18 protein-coding genes are annotated in these 22,686 nt (G+C 59.5%); 8 read left to right on the plus strand and 10 right to left on the minus strand.

All coding sequences use genetic code 11. The features are described from left to right. Nucleotides 1-72 precede the first annotated feature (72 nt). From KVG88_RS02445 to KVG88_RS02475, 7 genes are all read right to left on the minus strand, one after another. Nucleotides 73-1,014: an electron transfer flavoprotein subunit alpha/FixB family protein gene (locus tag KVG88_RS02445; RefSeq protein WP_217870210.1), complete on the minus strand. Its 942-nt coding sequence runs from the start codon at nucleotides 1,012-1,014 to the stop codon at nucleotides 73-75. After that, nucleotides 1,015-1,764, minus strand: a complete 750-nt coding sequence (locus KVG88_RS02450; RefSeq protein WP_217870211.1) for an electron transfer flavoprotein subunit beta/FixA family protein — start codon at nucleotides 1,762-1,764, stop codon at nucleotides 1,015-1,017. Nucleotides 1,765-1,908: 144 nt separating this feature from the next. Then, a complete protein-coding gene (locus KVG88_RS02455) occupies nucleotides 1,909-3,471 on the minus strand; it encodes an arylsulfatase (RefSeq protein ID WP_217870212.1) in 1,563 nt (520 codons plus the stop codon). A 73-nt stretch (nucleotides 3,472-3,544) separates the two neighbouring features. Beyond that, a complete protein-coding gene (locus KVG88_RS02460) occupies nucleotides 3,545-4,687 on the minus strand; it encodes an acyl-CoA dehydrogenase family protein (RefSeq protein ID WP_217870213.1) in 1,143 nt (380 codons plus the stop codon). 10 nt (nucleotides 4,688-4,697) lie between these two features. Beyond that, nucleotides 4,698-5,894: an acyl-CoA dehydrogenase family protein gene (locus KVG88_RS02465; protein ID WP_217870214.1), complete on the minus strand. Its 1,197-nt coding sequence runs from the start codon at nucleotides 5,892-5,894 to the stop codon at nucleotides 4,698-4,700. 102 nt (nucleotides 5,895-5,996) lie between these two features. Beyond that, nucleotides 5,997-7,082: a Zn-dependent alcohol dehydrogenase gene (locus KVG88_RS02470; protein ID WP_217870215.1), complete on the minus strand. Its 1,086-nt coding sequence runs from the start codon at nucleotides 7,080-7,082 to the stop codon at nucleotides 5,997-5,999. A 77-nt stretch (nucleotides 7,083-7,159) separates the two neighbouring features. Continuing rightward, nucleotides 7,160-8,572 carry a coniferyl aldehyde dehydrogenase gene (locus tag KVG88_RS02475; RefSeq protein WP_217870216.1) on the minus strand — a complete coding sequence of 471 codons (1,413 nt, stop codon included), beginning with the start codon at nucleotides 8,570-8,572 and terminating at the stop codon, nucleotides 7,160-7,162. A gap of 159 nt (nucleotides 8,573-8,731) precedes the next feature. Between KVG88_RS02475 and KVG88_RS02480 the strand changes: the two genes are divergently transcribed. Further along, a complete protein-coding gene (locus KVG88_RS02480; RefSeq protein WP_217870217.1) occupies nucleotides 8,732-11,419 on the plus strand; it encodes a winged helix-turn-helix domain-containing protein in 2,688 nt (895 codons plus the stop codon). 100 nt (nucleotides 11,420-11,519) lie between these two features. On the opposite strand, the gene KVG88_RS02485 is transcribed toward KVG88_RS02480, so the two are convergent. Together KVG88_RS02485 and KVG88_RS02490 are read right to left on the minus strand one after the other, a co-directional pair. Next, nucleotides 11,520-12,170 carry a TetR/AcrR family transcriptional regulator gene (locus tag KVG88_RS02485; protein WP_217870218.1) on the minus strand — a complete coding sequence of 217 codons (651 nt, stop codon included), beginning with the start codon at nucleotides 12,168-12,170 and terminating at the stop codon, nucleotides 11,520-11,522. 10 nt (nucleotides 12,171-12,180) lie between these two features. Then, nucleotides 12,181-12,966 (minus strand): enoyl-CoA hydratase/isomerase family protein, encoded by a 786-nt coding sequence (locus KVG88_RS02490; protein WP_217870219.1) that lies wholly within the window; start codon nucleotides 12,964-12,966, stop codon nucleotides 12,181-12,183. A gap of 142 nt (nucleotides 12,967-13,108) precedes the next feature. Here KVG88_RS02490 and KVG88_RS02495 point away from each other — a divergent pair, with 142 nt between their 5' ends. The 6 genes from KVG88_RS02495 (at nucleotide 13,109) to KVG88_RS02520 (ending at nucleotide 18,722) form a co-directional block, all read left to right on the plus strand. Beyond that, nucleotides 13,109-14,251, plus strand: a complete 1,143-nt coding sequence (locus KVG88_RS02495; RefSeq protein WP_217870220.1) for an acyl-CoA dehydrogenase family protein — start codon at nucleotides 13,109-13,111, stop codon at nucleotides 14,249-14,251. Further along, complete coding sequence (locus KVG88_RS02500; protein ID WP_217870221.1) at nucleotides 14,248-15,369, plus strand: acyl-CoA dehydrogenase family protein; 1,122 nt, start codon at nucleotides 14,248-14,250, stop codon at nucleotides 15,367-15,369. The genes KVG88_RS02495 and KVG88_RS02500 overlap by 4 nt, the downstream gene beginning before the upstream one ends. A gap of 141 nt (nucleotides 15,370-15,510) precedes the next feature. Next, on the plus strand, nucleotides 15,511-15,687 hold the full coding sequence (locus tag KVG88_RS02505; RefSeq protein WP_217870222.1) for a hypothetical protein: 177 nt from the start codon (nucleotides 15,511-15,513) through the stop codon (nucleotides 15,685-15,687). A gap of 186 nt (nucleotides 15,688-15,873) precedes the next feature. Then, complete coding sequence (locus tag KVG88_RS02510; RefSeq protein ID WP_150700436.1) at nucleotides 15,874-16,566, plus strand: 3-oxoacid CoA-transferase subunit A; 693 nt, start codon at nucleotides 15,874-15,876, stop codon at nucleotides 16,564-16,566. Between the two features lie 8 nt (nucleotides 16,567-16,574). Beyond that, entirely contained in the window at nucleotides 16,575-17,216 is a 642-nt protein-coding gene (locus tag KVG88_RS02515; protein WP_150700437.1) for a 3-oxoacid CoA-transferase subunit B, read from the plus strand. A 168-nt stretch (nucleotides 17,217-17,384) separates the two neighbouring features. Then, nucleotides 17,385-18,722 carry an MFS transporter gene (locus tag KVG88_RS02520; protein ID WP_217870223.1) on the plus strand — a complete coding sequence of 446 codons (1,338 nt, stop codon included), beginning with the start codon at nucleotides 17,385-17,387 and terminating at the stop codon, nucleotides 18,720-18,722. A 281-nt stretch (nucleotides 18,723-19,003) separates the two neighbouring features. Here KVG88_RS02520 and KVG88_RS02525 read toward each other — a convergent pair whose 3' ends face one another. Further along, complete coding sequence (locus KVG88_RS02525) at nucleotides 19,004-20,896, minus strand: amidohydrolase (protein WP_225933867.1); 1,893 nt, start codon at nucleotides 20,894-20,896, stop codon at nucleotides 19,004-19,006. Between the two features lie 298 nt (nucleotides 20,897-21,194). Between KVG88_RS02525 and KVG88_RS02530 the strand changes: the two genes are divergently transcribed. After that, nucleotides 21,195-22,484, plus strand: a complete 1,290-nt coding sequence (locus KVG88_RS02530; RefSeq protein ID WP_225933839.1) for an OprD family porin — start codon at nucleotides 21,195-21,197, stop codon at nucleotides 22,482-22,484. The last annotated feature ends 202 nt before the right edge of the window (nucleotides 22,485-22,686 follow it).

The raw sequence follows: 22,686 nt of genomic DNA on the forward strand, positions 1-22,686 counted from the left end.
GTTTTTTTAGGGCAAAGTCAAAAGATCGCAGTCTCGTTTCACTCGTCAGCTCCTACGGGGATTTATGTGTTTTTAGAGGGCTTGTTCGAGTTGCGGGACCGCTTCGAACAGGTCAGCCACCAGGCCGTAGTCCGCCACCTGGAAAATCGGAGCCTCTTCATCCTTGTTGATGGCGACGATGATTTTCGAGTCCTTCATGCCAGCCAGATGCTGGATCGCCCCGCTGATGCCGACAGCGATGTACAACTGCGGCGCGACAATTTTGCCGGTCTGGCCGACCTGCATGTCGTTGGGCACGAACCCTGCGTCGACCGCTGCACGGGAAGCCCCCACCCCTGCGCCGAGTTTGTCGGCGAGGCTGTACAGGTGTTTGAAATTGTCGCCGTTTTGCATGCCACGCCCGCCGGACACGACGATCTTCGCGGCGGTCAGTTCCGGACGATCGGACTTGGCCAGTTCTTCGCTGACGAAAGAGGAAATGCCGGCGTCATGCCCCGCTCCAACAACTTCAATCGCGGCGCTACCACCCTGGGCGGCCACCGGGTCGAAACCCGTGGCACGCACGGTGATCACCTTGACCACGGCACTCGATTGCACAGTGGCGATGGCGTTGCCAGCGTAGATCGGGCGCTTGAAGGTGTCCGCGCTTTCAACCGAGATGATTTCGGAGATCTGGTCGACGTCCAGCGCAGCCGCAACTCGAGGCAGGATGTTCTTGCCGCTGGAGGTCGCCGGCGCCAGGACGTGACTGTAAATAGTGTGTTGCTCAATCACCTGACTGACCACCAGCGGGGCGACATTTTCCGGCAGTTGATGGGCGTAGGCCGGGTTGTCGGCCAGCAGCACTTTGGCGATACCTTTGATCTGTGCAGCACTTTCAGCCACAGCGCCGATACCCTGCCCTGCAACCAGCACATGGATGTCGCCGCCGATTTTGGCAGCGGCCGCCACGGTGTTCAGCGTGGCCGTGGCAATGGATTTGTTGTCGTGCTCAGCGATTACCAAGATTGCCATTTAGATCACCTTCGCTTCGTTTTTCAGTTTTTCGACCAGTTCAGCCACCGACTTGACCTTGATACCGGCGCTGCGTGTGGCTGGCGCTTGGACTTTCACGGTCTGGTTGGTGGAGGCCGTGGAAACACCCAGGGCATCGGGCGTCACGGTTTCGAGCGGCTTCTTCTTGGCCTTCATGATGTTCGGCAAAGAGGCGTAGCGTGGCTCGTTCAAGCGCAGGTCGGTGGTGACGATGGCCGGCAGTTTCAGCGCGACGGTTTGCATCCCGCTGTCGATTTCGCGGGCAACGATCACCTGATTGCCGACGATCTCAACATTGGAGGCGAAGGTGCCCTGGGCGAAACCGGTGAGTGCGGCAAGCATCTGCCCGGTCTGGTTGTTGTCGCTGTCGATGGCTTGCTTGCCGAGGATCACCAGTTGCGGTTGCTCCTGATCGACCACGGCCTTGAGCAGCTTGGCCACCGGCAGCGAACTCAGCTCGTCATTACTCTCGACCAGGATGGCGCGGTCGGCGCCCAGCGCCAGCGCCGTGCGCAACTGCTCCTGCGCGGCAACCGGACCGACACTGACCACCACGACTTCCGTGGCAATGCCCTGCTCTTTCATGCGTACGGCTTCTTCCACGGCAATTTCGCAGAAGGGATTAAGGGCCATTTTCACGTTGGCAAGGTCGATGCCGGACTGGTCCGCCTTGACGCGAACCTTGACGTTGAAATCGACCACGCGCTTAACGGCTACGAGGACTTTCATCAGATAACTCCAAAAAATGGATAGCTTTTTTGTAGGAGCAAGCCTGCTCACGAAACACTTGAAGACGACGCGTTGAATCAGAAATCACGCGTTATCATCAACGGCCATCGCAAAGCAGGCCCCCCCCACAGTGGGTAGCGGCGATCAGTTCCCAGGTGCCGGCTTTTGCATGCCCATCAGCGCTTTTTTCACGGCCAGGCTCTGGTAGTTGATATTGCCGGGATTGAGCGTGGCGCCTTCCTGGAACGGGTACTGGCTGAGCGTTGCCAGGAAGGCTTTGACCTTGGCCTGGATCGGCACCAGCAACCACGCCTGGTCAGCCGCCCAGCGCTTGGCCATCGGCGATTCCTTGCGCGCGGTCTGGAAAGGGTCGGCCAGCAGGTTGGTCAACACCGGCACATTGGTGACCTTGCGCGAAGCACTGGCGAAATCTCCGGTCATTTGCGCGAACGCCAGGCGCCATTCCCGCCAGCGGATCGCATCCAGGTCGCCGCCCATGCTGAAGTAGAAATACTCCTCGCGCGGACTGTCCTTGACCTCGCCCTTGAAGAACGGCAGGAAGTTGTAGCCGTCCAGATGCACGCGGAACTGCTTGCCGTTGAGCTGCGTGCCTTTGGCCAGGTCCGCCACCAAATTAGGTGCGCCCGCCGCCGCGGCCAGGGTCGGCATCCAGTCGTTATGGGCAATCAGGTTGTTCATATGGGTGCCGGGCTTAAGTACCTTCGGCCACTTGACCAGCAACGGCACGCGATGCCCACCTTCGTTGGAAGTGCCCTTCTCGCCGGCGAACGGTGACGTGCCGCCATCGGGCCAACTGAATTTCTCCGCGCCGTTGTCGGTGGTGTAGATCACGATCGTGTTGTCGGCGATGCCCAGGTCATCGAGCTTCTTGAGCAACTGACCGACCTGCCCGTCGTGCTCGACCATGCCGTCGGGGTAGAGGCCGACGCCGGTCTTGCCTTCGGACTCTTGCTTGAGGTGGGTCCAGATGTGCATGCGGGTAGCGTTGAACCAGACAAAGAACGGCTTATCGGCCTTGTGCGCCTTGTCGATGAAGTTGTTGGTGGCTTGCACCAGCTCGTCATCGATGGTTTCCATGCGTTTGCGTGTCAGGGGACCGGTATCTTCGATCTTGCCGTCGGCATAGGAATGGATCACACCGCGCGGGCCGTATTGTTTCCTGAACGCCGGGTCCTTGGGGTAGTAGTAGGTTTCCGGTTCTTCCTCGGCGTTCATGTGGTACAGGTTGCCGAAGAACTCGTCGAAGCCATGGTTGGTCGGCAGGTGTTTGTCCCGATCGCCCAGGTGGTTCTTGCCGAACTGGCCGGTGGTGTAGCCCTGTTGTTTCATCGCATCGCCGATGGTCGGCGCCCAATCGGGAATGCCGTGTTCGGAACCGGGCATACCAATGGTCAGCAGGCCGGTACGGAACGGGTGTTCGCCCAGGGCAAAAGCCGCGCGGCCAGCGGTGCAGGACTGCTCGCCATAGGCATGGGTAAACAGCACGCCTTCCTTGGCGATGCGATCGATGCTGGGCGTTTCATAGCCCATCATGCCCTGGTTGTAGGCACTGACATTGAAGATGCCGATGTCATCGCCAAAGATGACCAGCACGTTGGGTTTGTCGGCGGCAGAACTGCAGACCGACACGGCCAGCAACGTGCTAGCGACGCTCAGGTCGCGCAGCCAACGCCATGATCTCGTCATTATGTCTTGCTCCTTGTTTTTATTGTCTGGATCGAGCGCGCCTGGCGGGGAAAACAGGCGCGCCGAGTGAGTACTAGGCGTCCTGCATCAGCGCGCTGTAGGTCTGCAGGTGATGGTCGTCGTCACCGAACTGGCGGGCGATCATCAGCAGGTGTTTGGCGTGGTGAGACAGCACGTATTCCCAGGTCAGGCCGATGCCGCCATGCAACTGGATGCCTTGGTCGGCGACATAACGCGCCGCGCGGCAGACGGTGTATTTGGCGGCGGCCAGGGTGCGGCTGCGCTCTTCGCTGTCCGGCTCGTCTGCCACGCAGGCGGCGAGCAGGGTCATCGAAGTCGCTTGATCGAGCTCGATGTACATGTCGACCATACGGTGCTGCAAGGCCTGGAATTTGCCGATGACCTGGCCGAATTGCTTGCGGGTCTTGAGGTAATCCAGGGTCAGCGCGCAGGTGGCTTGCAGGCTGCCGACGGCTTCGGCGCACTGTGCGGCGATGGCGCGGCCCTGCTGATACAGCAACGCATCCAGCGCCTTGCCGTGTTCGCCCAACACAGCAGCGTTGCTGACAAACACGTTATCCAGGAACAGGTCGCAAGCCCGGCGGCCGTCCATGGTCGGGTATTCGCGCACACTCACGCCCGGGGTGGCCGGATCGACCAGGAACAGGCTGATACCCGCCTCGTCACGCACATCTCCTGACGTTCGCGCCGAGACCAGAATCAGACCGGCGCACTGCCCGCCCACCACCACCGATTTGCGCCCATTGAGCGACCAGCCACCGCTGACCGCTTCAGCGCGGGTCTGTACATCGTGCAACTGGTAATGGCTCTGCGGCTCTTCGACGGCCACCGCCAGTTGCAACTCGGCACTGGCCACCTGTGGCAACAGTTCACTCTTTTGCGTTGGGTTACCCAGTTGATCGATCAGGCCGCCGGCAAAGATCACCGAATGCAGCCAGGGTTCAAGACACAGGCCGCGACCGAGTTCCTGGGCCACCAGCATCACATCCACGCCATTGCCTGCGAAACCGCCGAAGTCCTCGGCGAACGGCACCGACGTCAGCCCCAGTTCGCCCATCTGCTGCCAGAACTCGCCACTGAAGCCCTTGGCACTGTCGCGAAACTGCTCGCGTTGCTCGAACGTGTAGGCGTCGCGCACCAGGCGCGCGGCGGTGTCTTGCAGCATTTGCTGCTCTTCTGAAAGTTTGAAGTCCATGGTCTGCCCCTTAGAGTTCGAGAATCATCTTGGCGATGATGTTCTTCTGGATTTCAGTGGAACCGCCGTAGACCGAGGCTTTGCGCATGTCCAGGTACTGGCAGGTGGATGAGTTGCTGAACTCGCTGTGCAACAGTTCGCCTTCATGGTCGTAGCCCAACTCGTTCTTCAGGTACGGGTTGGCATAGGCGCCCACCGCTTTGGTCAGCAGATAGGTAATGGCCTGGCGAATCTCGGTGCCCTTGATTTTCAGAATCGAACTTTCCGAACCGGGAACGCCGCCTTCCTGGGCCGAGGCAAGGATGCGCAGATTACTCATGCCGATGGCCATCAACTGGATTTCCACGTCAGCGATCTGCGCTCGGAAGTGCGGATCTTCGATCAATGGCTTGCCGTTGCGACGCTCTGCCCGGGCCACCTCTTTGAGCCGCGACAACATGGCCTTGGCAATCCCGATGCCGGCGATCGTCGTCCGTTCGTGGGTCAGCAGGTACTTGGCGCAGGTCCAGCCCTCGTTTTCGCGGCCGACCAGATTCTTCACCGGCACACGCACGTTATCGAGGAACACTTCGTTGACGTAATGCCCACCGTCGAGGGTGATGATCGGGCGCACGGTGATGCCAGGCGTCTTCATATCGATCAGCAGGAAGGAAATGCCCCGTTGCTGCTGCGCCTCGGAGTCGGTGCGCACCAGGCAGAACATCCAGTCGGCCATATGCCCGGTGGAGGTCCAGGTTTTCTGGCCGTTGACTATGTAGTCTTCGCCCTCACGCACCGCACGGGTGCGCAGGCTGGCCAGGTCGGAACCAGCGCCCGGCTCGGAGTAGCCCTGGCACCACCAGTCGTCGCAGTTGAGGATGCGCGGCAGGTAATGGGCCTTTTGTTCTTCAGTGCCGAACTTGATGATCACCGGGCCGACCATGTTGATGCCGAACGGTACGATCCGTGGCGCGCCGGCCACCGAGCATTCTTCGTCAAAAATATGCTTCTGCACGGCAGTCCAGCCGGTGCCGCCCTGCTCTACCGGCCAGCTCGCCGCCAGCCAGCCCTGGTCATTCAGGGTGCGCATCCACAGCACCTGGTCAGCTTTGCAAACGGACTTGCCCTGATTGATCCTGTCCGCGATGTCTTGCGGCAAATTGGCCTTTAGAAACGCGCGCACTCGCTCGCGGAACGCCACTTCCTCGGCGCTGAAATGAATATCCATCTGATACCTCAATGATGAGTCGCCAGCCTGGGGCCGGTCTTGTGGGTAGACGACTTGAAGGTGTGCCGTCGCCGGCATGAACCAGGCGACGGCAACGCAGCGTCATTGATCGAAGACGATGACCGAACGTGCCAACTCGCCACGGCGCAGTTCGTCGAAGGCCTCATTGATCTGCTCCAGCTTGATGCGCTGGGAGATCATTTCATCGAGCTTGAGTCGGCCTTGCATGTAGAAGTCGGTCAGGCGCGGCAGGTCGACCGGGAAACGGTTGGAACCCATGAACGAGCCCTGGATACGACGCTCATGCAACATGGCCATTGGGTCCAGCTCCAGCTTCACGCCGGGTTTGATCATGCCGATGATGGTCGCGGTGCCGCCACGGGCCAGCATGCTGAACGCCTGCTCGGCGGTTTGCTTGAGGCCGATGCACTCGAACGCGTGATGCACACCACCTCGGGTCAATTCCAACACTTGCGCGACTGCGCTGCCGTCTTTGGCGTTGACCACATCAGTGGCGCCGAACTGTTTGGCCAGCTCCAGTTTCGAGTCGAGCATGTCGATGGCAATAATGCGCCCGGCACCGGCCAGCGCCGCGCCGTTGATGGTCGACAAGCCGATGCCGCCGCAACCGATCACCGCTACCGTTTCACCCGGACGCACCTTCGCCGTGTTGAACACTGCGCCGGTGCCCGTGGTCACCGCACAACCGAGCAGCGCCGCACGATCTAGCGGCATGTCACGGCGAATCGAGACCAGCGCGTTCTCGTGCACCAGCATTTGCTCGGCGTAGGCCGACAGGTTGATGAACTGCGTCATCGGCTTCTGCACATAAGTCAGTCGCGACTCTTCATCGACACGGCGCTTGGTGTCCGGGGACACGCACAGCGACAGATGCCCGGTGACGCAATGTTCGCAGTGGCCGCAATAGGCCGACAGGCAAGTCACCACGTGATCGCCCGGCTTGACCGTGCGTACTTCGGAGCCCACTTGCTCGACAATCCCGGACGCCTCGTGACCGAGGACCACCGGCATTGGGTACGGATAGGCTCCGTCAACGAAATGCAGGTCGGAGTGGCAAACACCCACCGCAACCGTGCGCACCAGCACTTCCCGTGGGCCGGGCTTGCTGATGCCGACTTCTTCGATGATCAGTGGCGAACCGGGGGCGTGCAGAACGGCAGCTTTCATTTTTTATTCTCTTTTTAAGCAGGAAGTGGGTGGCAATGGCGAATGCGATGCGCGCACCCGCCATGCCAGTGGTTGTCTCAGCGCTTGATCATCGAACCGACAAACTGGCGCACCTGTTCGCTGTACGGAGGACGCATCGCGTCCGGCCCGTCGACAGCGCGCAGTACCGATTTGCCGTGGCTGAAGGTGCGGAAGCCGTCGATACCGTGGTAGCAGCCCATGCCGCTGTGGCCCACACCACCGAAAGGCAGCGTCTCGATACCGCCATGGCGCAGCACGTCGTTGAGGGTCACGCCGCCAGAGGTGGTTCGATTGAGTACGAATGACTCTTCGCCAGCGTCGTTGCCGAAGTAGTACAGGCCCAGCGGACGCGGGCGCGAATTGATGTAGCTGACCACTTCGGCGAACGAGTTGTAGGTTTTGAACGGCAACAAGGGGCCGAAGATTTCGTCCTGCATCACCAGCAATTCCTCACCGGGATTGCGCAGCAGGGTCGGCACCATCTTGTGGTGCGGCTGGCCACTGAAGTCCTCGCTGGCCGGATTCAGTTCAATCAGCTCGACACCTGCGTCACGCGCCTCATTCAGGCAACCGTGCAGACGTTCAAAGTGGCGGGCATTGATTATTGAGGTGTAGTCCGGGTTGTCGAGCAAGGTCGGGAACAATGTGGCAACCACTTCCCGGGCCGTTGCGACGAATGCGTCCTGCATTTCCTCGGGCACAAACACATAGTCCGGTGCCAGGCAGATCTGCCCGGCGTTATGCAGCTTGCCGGTGATGATTTTAGTGACCGCGACCTTGAGGTCGGCGGAGCGCGAAATAATGGTGGGCGACTTGCCACCCAGCTCCAGGGTAACCGGTACGAGATTTTCGGCGGCGGCGCGCATGACATGCTTGCCGATGCTGCTGGCACCGGTAAACAGCAGATGGTCGAACGGTTGCTGGCTGAAAGCATGGCCGATGTCCGGACCACCGGTGATGATCGCCACTTCATCTTCGGCATAGACTTCGCGGAAGATCCGCGCCAGCAACGCGGAGGTTTTCGGGTTGTATTCCGATACCTTGATCATCACCCGATTGCCGGCGGCCAGGGCTCCAGCCAGACCGTTGAAGACCATGTTTCCCGGAAAGTTCCAGGCCGTGAGAATGCCCACCACGCCCAACGGCTGATACTGCACCCAGGCCTCGCCACGGTCGGTGGTCCTATGGTCCGGCTGCATCCATTCGGCAATTTTGCTTTTTGTATACTTCAGGGACGCCAACGGCCCCAGCACATCCAGCATGCGCGAGAAGTCGTGGCTGCGATGGCCGAAGTCAGCCGATAGGGCTTCGATGATGTCGTGCTGGTAATCGACCAGCAGGCCGATCGCCCGGTCGATCAGTTCACAGCGCTGTTCTGCCGTCCACGGCTCACTGGCCAGGCAAGCGGCGCGCTGCTTGTCCAGGGTCACGCGAATATCGGCAACACTCAGGTTTTCGTTGGCACTCATGGTGTTCGGACTTCCATGCAAGGGTGGACGTTTTGGGGAGCTGCCAATCCGGTGTCGTCCCGCTACACTGCCGGGCTCGAACCATGAATCGGGTGTCGCTCATGACAGGCGATACTAGAAAGGGCCGCACCGGCGCGACGACAACCAAAGGTAGGATGCATGGAAGGTTTTGAACGTAGTTCCAACGAACCAGCACAGGGAGCAAAGCCGCCCATTCGCGCGGGTAAGTTCCTGGCGCCCGCCAGCCTGACTGGTCAATTGGAGCGTTCGACTTTGCTTGCCCAGCTGCAACCACGCGATGGATTGCGGCTGATCCTGATCAGTGCTGGCCCCGGCTATGGCAAGACCACGCTGTTGCAGCAATACCGCGAACGTTGCCTGGCCGAAGACCGGCGCGTGCTGTGGTGCAACCTCGATGCCCTGGACAACGATCCGCAGCGCTTGAGTCAGGTACTGCTCAGCGGCCTGCGCGAAATCGGCGTGATCGAGGCTGGCGACAGCCCCTCAGCCGACAGCAGCCCAGCACAATTGGAGCATTGGCTGCTTGAGCGCATCGCCGCGAGCACCGAGGCGTTCACCCTGCTGCTGGACGAGTTCGAAGTCATTGATCAGGCGCCGGCCCTTGAATTTATTCAGCAACTGCTCAAGGCGTTGCCCATGGGCACGACGTTGGCCATCGCTTCGCGGACAACCCCGGATATCAATCTGGGCCGATTACGGGCGCGTGGTGAACTTTTGGAGATCGGTACCGATTCGCTGTGCCTGAGCCCTGACGAGACCGCCACTTACATCCTGCAAAAGCGCCAATTGCCTCTGGACCTGGCCGATATCGAGAGCCTGCACGAACGCACCGAAGGCTGGATATCCGGCATCTACCTGGCCACGCTGTCCCTGCAAAGACACAGCGATCCGGCCGCGTTCATCGCCTCTTACAACGGTTCAAATCCGGCACTGGACGAGTACTTCGCTGAAGACGTGCTGGCACGGCAGACCGGGCAATGCCAGCAGTTCCTGTTGCAGACCAGCGTCCTGACACGATTCTGTCCAGCCTTGTGCAACGCCGTCAGCGGTCGCGAAGACAGCCAGTTAATGATCGAGTCACTGGAACGAGCCAACCTGTTCGTGATCGCCACGGACGACCAGCGCCAATGGTTTCGTTTTCACCCGTTGTTTGCCGACTTCCTCCTGCAAACACTCAAGCACCACCCGGACAAGTTCGAGCAGCAACATCAAAAGGCAGCGAGTTGGTATTTCGCCAATGAACGCCCGGTAGAAGCTCTCGAGCATCTGTTCACCGCGCACGCCGTCGACGAAGCCGCCACGCAACTGGTTCTACACCTCGACGAACTGGTGGAAAACGGCCATGCCAGCCTGATGATGCGCTGGCTTTCACGCATTCCCGTGGAGATTCGCGACTTGCATCCGCGCCTGGGCATTGCCTACGCCTGGGCCCTGCTGCATGCACGTCGCCACAAAGATGCCTTGCAAGTGCTGGAGAACCCGGCACTGGCGGGAGAGCACCACTACGTTCATCCGCTGTTGCTGCTGATCGGTGATCGAGTCGATGAAGCCTTGGCGGCCGCCTCCGACCTCCTGTTGCAACTGGGCCCTCAGGACAAAATGCCGTATCGCATCGCGGCTTTTGTGGAAATCTGCTCGCTGTTCTACACAGGCCGTTTCGACGAAGCGCGGAAAAAACTCGGCAGTGCCGGGATGCGCGAAGCTCAACAAGATTCGACCTACCTGCGTGACGTCTCCGATGCCCTGGAAGCGATGCTCGACTTGACTCAGGGGCAACTCGACAGTGCCCTCACCCGCGTGGACACCGCCATGCGCCGAAGTCGCGAGACGTTGGCCGGAACCCCGCCCGTAGGTTTCCCGGTCCTGCAAACCATCCATTGCGTGGTGCTGTACGAAACGGACGCCATCGATGATGCTCGGCGCCGACTGACGGAACTGTTGCCCTATGCCAGGGAGCACGCTGCGCCGGACTCGTTGATCAGCACCCACGTGTTGCTGGCACGCCTCGCTTACTTGCACGGCGACCGCCCGGCGTGGATGCGTTATCTGGCCGATCTCGACCAGTTGGGCCAGGTGGCCGGTTCGACGCGCATCCTCTGCTCGGCATGGCTGGAGCGAGCACGTATCGCCACCCTGGAAAATCGTCTGGATACCGCCGATCACGCCATGCGCGCCGCCGAGCAGTTGAGTGACTGGGAGCAACCGGGGGTGACACTCAGTGCCAATGACGTTGACACGCCCTTCATCGCCCGCCAGCGCCTGCTTATCGCGCAAGGCGATACCGCTTGCGTCGACACGTTGCGTCTGGCCATGGATCAAGCACTTCAACGACACCAGCATCGTCGGGCCTTGAAGCTGCGTTTGCTGCTGACCCTCGCACTCGACGGCGCGAAACAGCACAAAGAGGCGCTTGAACATTTGACGGCGGCCTTGCGCCTTGCCAGCCATGTCGGTTTTATCCGCACCTTTCTCGATGAAGGCGCACCCCTGGCGGCTGTGTTGGAGCGCTGGTCGGTGACTTACCATGGCCAAGAAGATGCGCTGGGCATTGGCAGCGGTTTTATCGCCCGGTTGCTGCGCGGTGAAAGCAGCCACAGGAAGGTCGAACCCAAGCGTGAAGACGAAGCACAGACCAATCTCTCCACCCGTGAACTCCAGGTGGTGCGCTTGCTGGCACTGGGTTACCGCAACCGGGAAATCGCCGAAAAGATGTTCCTCTCGGAACTGACAGTCAAATCACACCTGCGCAAGATCAACACCAAACTCGGTGCCGGCGGCCGTACCGAAGCGGTATCGATCGCACGAGCCCAAGGCTTGCTGGACTGATCGCCTTCTTTGTAGGAGCTGCCGCAGGCTGCGATCTTTTGATGTTGATCAAAAAAGATCAAAAGATCACAGCCCACGGCAGCTCCTATAGGGGGTTGGGTCAGGCTTTCGGCACGGACGCCAATGCATGCTCAATGAAGGCCAGCATCTGCGTGTGGACCAATTCAAGATCGACGGCCGATGGGTTCAGCAGCACTTGCAACATCATGCCGCGCAACGTGCCCAAGAACAGCAAGGCTCCTGTCATGGGGTCCACATCAGAGCGTATTTCTCCACTGTCGATACCTTGGCGGATGTAACGCGCCAGATGCTTTTGCACCGATGAGTTGTACTCGGCGAGGATTTCTACTGTTTCCGAGTCTTGGGTCACGGCTTCTGCCAACAGGGTCAGCAGTGCTCGGGTATTGACCCAGTCGCCGTCCGGGCGCGCCAGATAAACACTGACAAATCCCTTGAGTGCATCCATCCCCGGACGCCACTGCGGCGACCGGGCCTGCACCAACTCCATGAATGTCGAATTGACGAAACCCGCCAGGGCACGCAGCAGACCGGCTTTGTTGCCGAAATGGTGAGTTGCCAAGCCACGGCTGTAACCCGCCTCCTCGCCCACTTCCGATAGCGTCATGCCGACCCAGCCCTTGCGCGCCACGATCTGTCGGGCAGCGATCAACAGGCGCTGTTCCGCCTCGGCGCGACGCTCAAGCTGAGTACGCCGTGAAGTCGGCTGGGAGTTTTTTTCAACGGGGTCCATCAGCAATTCCTTACTGTCCTGTAAAAACGGGCGTGCGTCGTTCAGCCATGGCGCGAGTGCCTTCGGCAAAATCGGCGCTGACAATCTGCCATTCCTGCTCGGACGCCTCGCGATCGATGATCCGGTCGACCGCATCGGCCAGTCCCATGCGCAGGGTTTCACGGCTGGACATGACCGCGCCGGGCGCCGAAGCGGCGATTTCCTCTGCGAGTTCGCGGGCTTTTTGCCGCTCCATGCCCGGATCGGCCAGTACATCGGCCAAGCCGATACGCACCGCTTCGCGGCCATCGATGCGGCGCCCGGTGGCGATCAGCAGCGACGCCATTTGCGGGCCGACCAGACGCGGCATGGTAACCGAAATACCGAAACCTTGATGAATGCCCAAGCGGTTGAAATTGGCCGAGAACCGCGCTTTTTCACTGGTCACGCGAAAATCAGCGACCAGTGCCAGGCCCAGCCCACCGCCGATGGCTGCGCCCTCCACCACACAGATCAGCGGCTTGCGATTGCGAAACAGGCGCACCGCTGACTTGTACACGCGGCGCGGGTATTGCGGGTCGCGCTGATCGTCACCGGAGAAGTCAGCGCCAGCGCAAAAAACCTTGCCTTGCGCTTGCAGGATGACCACCCGACACAGCGGCAAGTCATCGAGATATTGCAGAGCGTCCGCCAGGTCGTTGATCAGTTCCGCATCGAAAAAATTCAGCGGCGGGCGATTAAAAGTGAGCGTCGCGACATGACCTTCAAGGCCCAGTGTCAGGCCGCGTCCAGGGGTGAAGGAGGTATGGGTCGACATGAAAGCTCCGTGATTTTGGCGATGCTCAAGGGTGGCAGCGGCTTGATTCGCTACCAGAGTTGCTGCTAGCTTATTTACTTGTTGGGCGTTCAGCAAGTTAGAAAAACAAGACAATCACCCTTTCTTCATATGAGCAAAAACCATGCAGGCACTCGATATCCGTCCCTGTCGACTGGACGCCAAAACCGAGGCTTTACGAGCCGAAGTGCGCGAATTTGTCGCCGAAGCGCTGAAGGATTTTCCAGCCCACGAACGTGCGAAAAACTGGAATGGCGCCGACCCTGAATTCAGCCGCAAGCTGGGCGAGCGTGGTTGGCTGGGCATGACCTGGCCCAAGCGCTACGGAGGACACGAACGCAGTGCCCTGGAACGTTACGTGGTGCTTGAGGAACTGTTGGCTGCCGGTGCGCCGGTTAACGCGCACTGGATTGCCGAGCGTCAATCCGGACCGTTGTTGATGAAATTTTCCCCTGAGGTGCTGGCACCCCGGTTAATGCCGGCCATTGCCCGGGGCGAATTGCTGTTCTGCATCGGCATGAGCGAACCGAATGTCGGCTCTGACCTGGCGTCGGTGCAAACTCGCGCAAGCAAGACCGAGGGCGGCTGGCTCGTCAACGGCAGCAAGGTCTGGACCACCGGTGCCCACCGCTGCCACTACATGGTCACCCTGCTGCGCACCGGGCCAAAGGATGAGAGCAATCGTCATGCAGGCCTGTCGCAATTGTTGATCGACATGCACGCCCCGGGTGTTACGGTGCGTCCGATCTACAACATGTTGGGCGAGCACGACTTCAACGAAGTGTTCCTCGACGATGTGTTTGTTCCAGACGATTTTGTCATTGGCCAGCCAGGTGATGGCTGGAAGCAAGTCGGGGCCGAACTGGCGCTGGAACGCAGCGGCCCGGAGCGCTACTTGAGCAGCACCCAGCTGTACCTGGAAATGCTTGACGAGGCTAATCCACAGAATTCGCGCCACAGTGTCAGCCTTGGGCGCGTCGCCGCACGCTATGCGGTGCTGCGGCAGATGTCCTTGGGCGTCGCCGGCATGCTTGCCCGTGGCGACAACCCGGCAGTGCCGGCAGCGCTGGTGAAGGATCAGGGCGCCCTGCTCGAACAATCCCTCCCCGACCTTGCCCATGACCTGTTTGGCGGCACCCGCCAAGCCGGTTCCCGACTCGACCAGGTAATGCGCTACCTGACCCAGACCGCCCCGTCGTTTTCCCTGCGTGGCGGCACCCGCGAGATTCTGCGCGGCATTATCGCCAAAGGATTAGGACTGCGATGAACCAGGCCACTCACTCCCCAACCTTGGATGACAACGCGCCATCCGAACTGCAATCGATCATTGCCGACAGCGTTGAGCGTTTGTTCGACGAACAGGTCACGCCTCAGGTGCTGGCGAGCTTCGATGCCGGTCACACCGCAACGGCGTTGTGGCAACAGGTGCTCGAGCAAGGCCTTCCCGGTGCCTTGATGGCCGAAGAGGCCGGCGGCAGTGGCGCCAGCTGGCTGGAGATCAGCCCGGTGTTGCGCGCCATAGGTTACTGGAGCGCCCCTCTGCCCTTGAGCGAAACCATGCTCGCTTCGCTCTTACTGAGCCGTGCCGGTCTGGAGGTGCCTGATGACCCCATCACGCTCATTCAGATCGGCCGCCTCGGCGACCTGTCTTTGAGCGCAGATGGCCATCTCAAGGGCCGCGCATTCAACGTACCTTGGGCCCGCAGCAGTCGGTGGGCTGTCGTGGCCAATGACGCGGGACAACTGGCATTGGTAGACCTGCGCCAGTCCACCGTCAGCCTGGAGGCCGGCAGCAATTTTGCCGGTGAGGAACGTGACATCCTGCACTTCACCAACACTCGCATTAGCGCCATCGGCCCGTTGCAGATAGCGGATGTGCAGGAGCCTGTCTGGCTGTTCGGCGCGTTGATCCGTGCGTGCATGCTGGTCGGCGCGCTGGAGTCGAGCCTGGACAAGGCCGTCGGCTACGCCAATGAACGTGCCCAGTTCGGTAAGGTCATCGGTAAATTCCAGGCGATCCAGCAGCAATTGGCGCAGATGGCCGGTGCCATTGGTGCAGCGCGCATGGCGACCCAGGTCGCATTGCGCAGCGCTTGCGAAGTCCTGCAAGCAGAGGCCGGCGATATCAGCAGCCTGGCGTTCGATGTAGCTGTGGCCAAAGTTTGCGCAGGCGAGGCCGCCACCCTGGCCACCGCGATTGCGCATCAGGTTCATGGGGCCATCGGCTTCACGCACGAACATACGCTGCATTTCACCACCCGGCGCTTGTGGTCGTGGCGCGATGAATTCGGCAGCGATTCGCAGTGGGCTGAAGTCCTCGGCCAAGCGGCGATCGCTGCCGGTGGCAAGGGGTTCTGGGCAGGACTGACACAGCGCCAGTTCTGACAAACAGGCATTGCCCGACACCGGTGCCAACAGCCAGATCAATGCCCCGGGCATCGCGGCCGGCACCTCCGGTACAAACGTTTCAGCAGCGCTCACCGCCAGTGGTCTGGCGGTGAGCCGGGCTCGGTGACGGCGAACGACGTGACGATCAATACCCGCGGCGACGATAACGCAATGGGCGCGATCGCGGTCCTGAACGACACCATTACGCTCAATGGCGGCACAATCACCACCACCGGCACCTGGATCAGCTCGCCGCCCTCGCCCACCGACAATCCAGTTGAGCGCCAACCTGGCCATACCTTCCAGGTATCGTAGAGCACTCAAATGATATTAAACCCCGTCAACCGCTCAAGTTTTGTTCGTTAATCGCACGACATCGCATACCGGAACACCCTCCTCAGCCTTTTGTTCGGCAGGCTATACACACCTTTGCTGCAACCCTGATTCATGCGGTTTGCCGTCGGATCATTCTGTTCAGCCAAATAAAAACAGGAGAACCCCTTGATCAATAAAACATTTGAATCCGTCGCTGCTGCACTAGACGGAATTGCCGATGGTTCGGTCATCATGGTGGGTGGTTTCGGCACTGCCGGGATGCCATCGCAATTGGTAGATGGCGTCATCGCTTCGGGCGCTCGCGAGCTGACCATCATCAGCAACAATGCCGGCAATGGTGAAATCGGTCTGGCCGCACTGCTCAAGGCCGGCCGCGTTGCCAAGGTCATCTGTTCGTTTCCACGCCAATCCGACTCCTATGTCTTCGACGAACTCTATCTGGCAGGAAAGGTGCAGCTTGAGGTCGTGCCACAAGGCAATCTGGCCGAACGCATCCGCGCGGCAGGTTCTGGTATCGGTGCGTTTTACTCTCCAACCGGATATGGCACCTTGCTGGCCGAAGGCAAGGAAACCCGTGTGATCGACGGTCGCAACTATGTGCTGGAAATGCCGTTGCACGCCGACGTCGCACTGATCAAGGCTGAAAAAGGCGATCGCTGGGGTAATCTCACGTATCGCAAAGCCGCGCGAAATTTTGGACCGATCATGGCAATGGCCGCGAAAACAACCATCGCCCAGGTCAATCGGATCGTTGAGTTGGGAGAGCTGGACCCCGAACACATCGTTACGCCGGGGATCTTCGTTCAGCGCGTGGTCGCCGTGCCGTTCGCCCCTATCTCCAATGCCAACGTCAACTGAGGCCCGCCATGACTGTTATGAAAAAATTATCGCGTAGCGAAATGGCCCAACGAGTGGCCGACGATATTCTCGAAGGATCCTACGTAAACCTGGGCATTGGCGTACCCACGCTGGTGGCCAACTACCTGGGTGACAAGGAAGTGTTCCTGCACAGTGAAAACGGTGTACTGGGCATGGGCCCGAGCCCTGCGCCAGGCGAGGAAGACGATGATCTGATCAACGCGGGTAAACAGCATGTGACGCTGCTGCCCGGTGGCGCCTATTTCCACCACGCCGATTCGTTCTCGATGATGCGCGGCGGGCACATCGATATTGCCGTGCTGGGCGCCTTCCAGGTTTCGGTCAACGGCGACCTTGCCAATTGGCACACCGGCGCCGAAGGTTCCATTCCGGCAGTGGGTGGCGCGATGGACCTCGCGACGGGCGCACGTCAGGTGTTCGTCATGATGGATCACCTGACCAAGACGGGCGACAGCAAACTGGTGCCGCAATGCACCTACCCGCTGACCGGCATTGGCTGCGTCACTCGGATCTATACCGACCTGGCTATTCTGGACGTTACCGCGGATGGCTTGAAGGTCCGGGAGATTGTTGCCGATATCAGCTTTGAGGACTTGCAAGCGCTCAGTGGCGTGCCGCTGATCCCATAACGGATTGGGTTTGCGTGGTCACGTAGCAATCAGCTCCTTCATGTCACCCGTCACACTCTGGATGTGGGCGAAGTCGGTCCTGACTACGTGGGTGACACTTTTGAAGTGAACCACTTCAACGCCTGCCTCGATAATCGATAGCTCACTGACGAACTGTCGAGGTCAAGCATGACGAGCACAACAACGGAACAAGTCAGCCCACGCACCCTGCGAAAAGTGATCGTGGCTGCCGGTATCGGAAACTTCGTCGAGTGGTTCGACTTCGCCGTCTATGGCTTTCTGGCCACGACCATCGCCCAGCAATTTTTCCCCAGCGGTGATGCCAGTGCCGCGCTGCTCAAGACCTTTGCGGTCTTTGCCGTGGCGTTTGCATTCAGGCCGCTCGGGGGGATTTTCTTCGGCATGCTGGGCGACCGGATCGGCCGCAAGCGGACACTGGCGATGACGATTCTGCTGATGGCCGGAGCAACGACCTTGATCGGCCTGCTGCCCACTTATGCCGCAATCGGGGTCATGGCGCCGATACTGTTGTCGCTGATCCGCTGCGCTCAGGGGTTCTCTGCCGGCGGGGAATACGCAGGCGCCTGCGCCTACCTGATGGAGCATGCACCGAGCGATAAACGCGCCTGGTACGGCAGCTTCATCCCGGTCTCGACATTTTCCGCTTTCGCTGCCGCCGCCGTGGTGGCCTACGCGCTCGAGGCATCTTTATCGGCCGAGGCGATGGGCACTTGGGGTTGGCGCCTGCCGTTCCTGATTGCAGCGCCGTTGGGGTTGGTGGGTCTTTACCTGCGCTGGAAACTCGATGAAACACCGGCCTTCCAGGCAGTGACTCAGGAACATGCCGTCGCGCATTCCCCTCTCAAGGAAACCTTGCGCAACCATGGTGGGGCCATCTGTTGCCTGGGCGCTTTTGTGTCACTCACGGCCCTGTCGTTCTACATGTTCACCACCTACTTCGCGACCTACCTGCAAGTCGCTGGAGGCTTGAGCCGGGCCACCGCATTGCTGGTGTCGTTGATTGCATTGCTGTTCGCAGCGGCGATCTGCCCGCTGGCGGGACTCTATTCCGACTGGATCGGGCGCAGAAAAACCGTGATGACGGCATGTGCGCTGTTGATCGTGGCCGTGTATCCATCGTTCCTGATGGCCAGTTCCGGCTCGTTCGCAGCCTCCATCATCGGCGTGATGCTCCTGGCGATCGGCGCGGTGCTGTGTGGCGTCGTTACCGCGGCATTGCTCTCGGAATCCTTCCCCACCCGAACCCGCTACACCGCCTCGGCGATCACCTACAACATGGCGTATACCCTCTTCGGCGGCACCGCGCCGCTGGTGGCGACTTGGCTGATCAGCACCACCGGCAGCAACCTGTCGCCGGCGTTCTATCTGATCGCGATTGCCTTGCTGGCGCTGGCGGGTGGATTGGCGCTGCCTGAGACATCAAGGATTTCCCTGCATGACGTTCCGACGGAGGGGAAACGCGCAGGCCGGTTACAAAGGGTATAACTATGAGAACAGCAGGCGGGTCACCCAGACAGACCCGCCAAGGGCCGCTACCTTCGCAGGGCGACGAAGGATTTCAACGTCGCCTCATTGCGCCTGGCTGCTCAAACGCTTCAATGACAATCAGGTGCTGGCGCTGGCAGGTTACAACGCCGAGACGCAGTCCTACGTCGCCCTCGTGCAATCGCTGACCGAACGCTATCGCAGCCATCGCAAGTGCCGAAGTCCGCTATCAGTATTCCCGACAGACTCGCCACCGCATCATCCGCACGCGTAGCCTGCTGCTAAAAGGCAAAACACGAGCAACCAAAAGCCCCCCAAAAACCTGCGAAGTCATTGACCGGTACCGACGATAACCGGGCCCGTTCGTGACTGTGGGAATGAACGGCGCAAGGACCACTGCACTGATGCACCGTGGCTGCCACCATCGCATTGGGTTTCCAGTGCCCAGGCACTTTGGCGACGGGTGACCAGTCGGGCATGACGGGTATTGCCGGCGGTGCCAACTGATCGAACTCACCGGCACCATAAACGACCTGGCCACCGACCACCGTCAGTACTGATTCGATCCACTTGATCGACTCCTCATCCACACTGAAAAAGTCGGCGCTCAAGGCCACGACATCTGCCAGTTGACCGACTTTGATCTGTCCCTTCTTGCCCTGCTCCGATGAAAACCAGGCACTGCCGTGGGTATACAGCTGCAACGCTGTATCCCGTGAAAGGCCTTGTGGATAGAGCGTCATTCCGCCCACGGTTTTGCCACTGACCAGCCAGTACAGCGACGTCCACGGGTTATAACTTGAGACCCGCGTCGCGTCGGTGCCTGCACCCACGGGTACACCTTCAGACAGCATTCGCTGAATCGGCGGTGTCTGTTGCGCGGCCTTGTTGCCATAACGCTCGACAAAGTACTCGCCCTGGAAAGCCATTCGATCCTGAATGGCGATGCCGCCACCCAGCGCTCGAACCCGCTCAATATTTTCAGGGCTGATGGTTTCGGCGTGATCAAAAAACCAAGGGAGGCCATTGAAAGGGATATCCCGATTGACCTTCTCAAAAACACTGAGCATTCGTGTAATGGATTCGTTGTAGGTCGCGTGAAGCCTGAAAGGCCAGCGGTGCTCGACCAAATGACGAACAACAGGCTCCAGTTCCTGTTCCATGCTCTGGGAGAGATCGGGCCGCGGCTCCACAAAATCCTCAAAGTCCGCGGCTGAAAACACCAACATTTCTCCAGCACCGTTATGCCGAAAGAAGTCGTTGCCGTCCCCCGGCTTGACCATGCTCGTCCAGTTTTTGAAGTCAGCCAGTTCCTGCTTGGGTTTTTGAGTGAACAGGTTGTAGGCGATGCGCACGCTCAATTGATTTTTTTCAGCCAGCTCGCGGATGACCTTGTAGTCATCGGGATAGTTTTGAAAACCACCCCCTGCATCAATCGCACTGGTGACACCCAGGCGATTGAGTTCGCGCATGAACTGACGCGTTGAGTTGACCTGGTACTCCAAGGGAAGCATCGGGCCTTTGGCCAGCGTGGAATAGAGGATCAGCGCGTTAGGCCGCGCAATCAGCATGCCGGTGGGATCGCCATTGGCATCGCGCTGAATTTCCCCACCAGGCGGGTTCGGTGTATCGCGGGTATAGCCCACCACCTTCAGCGCGGCCCGGTTGAGCAGCGCCCGATCGTACAAATGCAGTACGAACACCGGCGTGTCGGGGGCTGCTTTGTTCAGCTCGTCCAGCGTGGGCATGCGCTTCTCGGCAAACTGGAACTCCGTCCAGCCACCCACCACCCTCACCCACTGAGGCGTCGGCGTACGATCAGCCTGAGCCTTGAGCATTCGCAGCGCATCCGCCAGCGAGGGAACACCCTCCCAGCGCAGCTCCAGGTTGAAATTCAATCCGCCTCGAATCAGATGGATATGGGAGTCGTTCAACCCGGGAATCGCCGTGCGCTTTTTCAGATCAATGACCTGAGTGGTGCTGCCGCGCGTGGCCATGATTTCCTCATCACTGCCTACGGCTATAAATTTTCCATCCTTGATGGCCACCGCACTGGCCGTTGGTTTCTCGCGGTCAACGGTATGAAAGCGGCCATTTAACATGATCAAGTCGGCGTTTAGTGTGCCCCCCTGAACATTCGATGTTGATGAACCTGCTGACACGGTAAACGGCATTGCACACCATAACGCTCCAACGCCCCCGAGAATCGAACTGTCGGCAAGAAATCGCCGGCGACTGCTGTCGGTAGAATCATCGTTCATGAACGCCTCCCGTTTTACGACTGTTCAACCAGACAATGTGCTGCCCTACTCTTGTATTTGCGCTTAACTAAAAAAAACAGCACGCCTGTTCAATTCTGGCATTCAACAATACGCGACCATCTCTCTGACCCTAGGGAGACTCGGACATGCACGCGACAAATGACACGGCAGGCCATCAGTGACTGTTCGACGAGTCAGTTACGGGCTTCTTTTGTCCATCTGCGCCCGCAGCGAATTCGCGTTCGCTTCCGACACCACCGAGGCCGCACAAGGGTTTCGGGAGGGATCATCATTTGAGGTGCTCAGTCGAAACTTTTTCCTCAGTAATGACTTTAGAACACCTTCGCCTACAGGCAAGAACTACACCCAGGAATGGGCTCAAGGGTTCATCAGTTCGTTCGAATCCGGGTTTACCGAGGGCACCGTTGGCGTTGGCATCGATGCACATGCTTTTCTGGGTTTGAAACTGGACGGCGGGAAAGGACATTCAGGAACGGGACTGCTGCCCCTCGATCAAGAGGGCCGCAGCGAAGACAATTACTCCAGCAGTGGTGGCACGCTGAAGCTGCGAACTTCCCGCACGACCCTGTCGTACGGCGAGATGATGGTGGAAACGCCGGTATTCGACACGGCGGACAAACGCCTGCAGCCGGAGTACGCCACGGGCCTGCTATTGGATAGCCGTGAAATCAGTGACGTGCATTGGCTCGCCGGTCACTTCACCGCCTTCAAGAATCAGAATGCGTCGACCAGTAAAGGCAACTTTTCCGGCTACGGTGTCAGCACCCAAGCGGGCGGCATCGATTTTGTCGGCGCTAACCTGTTTGAAGATCGCCCGGTGGGTGGCGCCCTCTATGCGTCCCAGCTGAGCGACACCTGGCATCAGTACTACGCCAACCTGCATATGAAGCAATCCGGGGTGTTTATCGACAGCAATGTTTATCACACCCGTGATTATGGCGATGCCGTGGCCGGCGCCATCGATAACACCGCCTACAGCCTGGCCGGCAAATACACGGCAGGCGCCCACGCTTTCACCCTCGCCTATCAACACATCAATGGCGACACGCCTTTCGACTTTGTCGGTGGCGACTCCATTTACCTGGCCAACTCGATCAAGTACGCCGACTTCAATGGCCCGCATGAGCGCTCCTGGCAGGCACGCTATGACTTGGACCTGAGCATCTTCGGCGTGCCCGGTTTGAAATTCATGACCCGCTATGTAACCGGGCGCGGTATCGACGGAACCCACGCGCCACAAGGCGGTGGCTACAACACTTTCGATGAATCGCTCGATGAGTACGTGCCCCAACAGGGTGATGGGGGGCGACATTGGGAGCGCGATATCGATCTGCACTACGTGGTGCAGTCGGGTGCGGCCAAGGATTTGTCCGTGCAACTTTCCCATGTGACACATCGGGCCAACAGCGCTCAGGGGGGAGATGACATTGACAGGATTTATATCGTGATCGAATACCCAATCAAGTTTGGTCAGCTTTAATCGCAAGTGCGGTTTCCAGTGAGGAAAGACGATGCAGCAAAGTTCAGAAGACGAAGCACTGGCTGATGCCGGTGACGTTGCACTGCCCCGACGTAGCTTTCTGGTGGGCGTTAGCGCAACGGCCATACTCGCCAACATTCCGTTTGGAGTGTTCGCTGCCACGCAACAGACAACTCAACCACACACTGTAGGGAGTGACGCC

This window comes from Pseudomonas azerbaijanoccidentalis (genome assembly GCF_019145495.1).
Classification (GTDB): Bacteria; Pseudomonadota; Gammaproteobacteria; order Pseudomonadales; family Pseudomonadaceae; genus Aquipseudomonas; species Aquipseudomonas azerbaijanoccidentalis.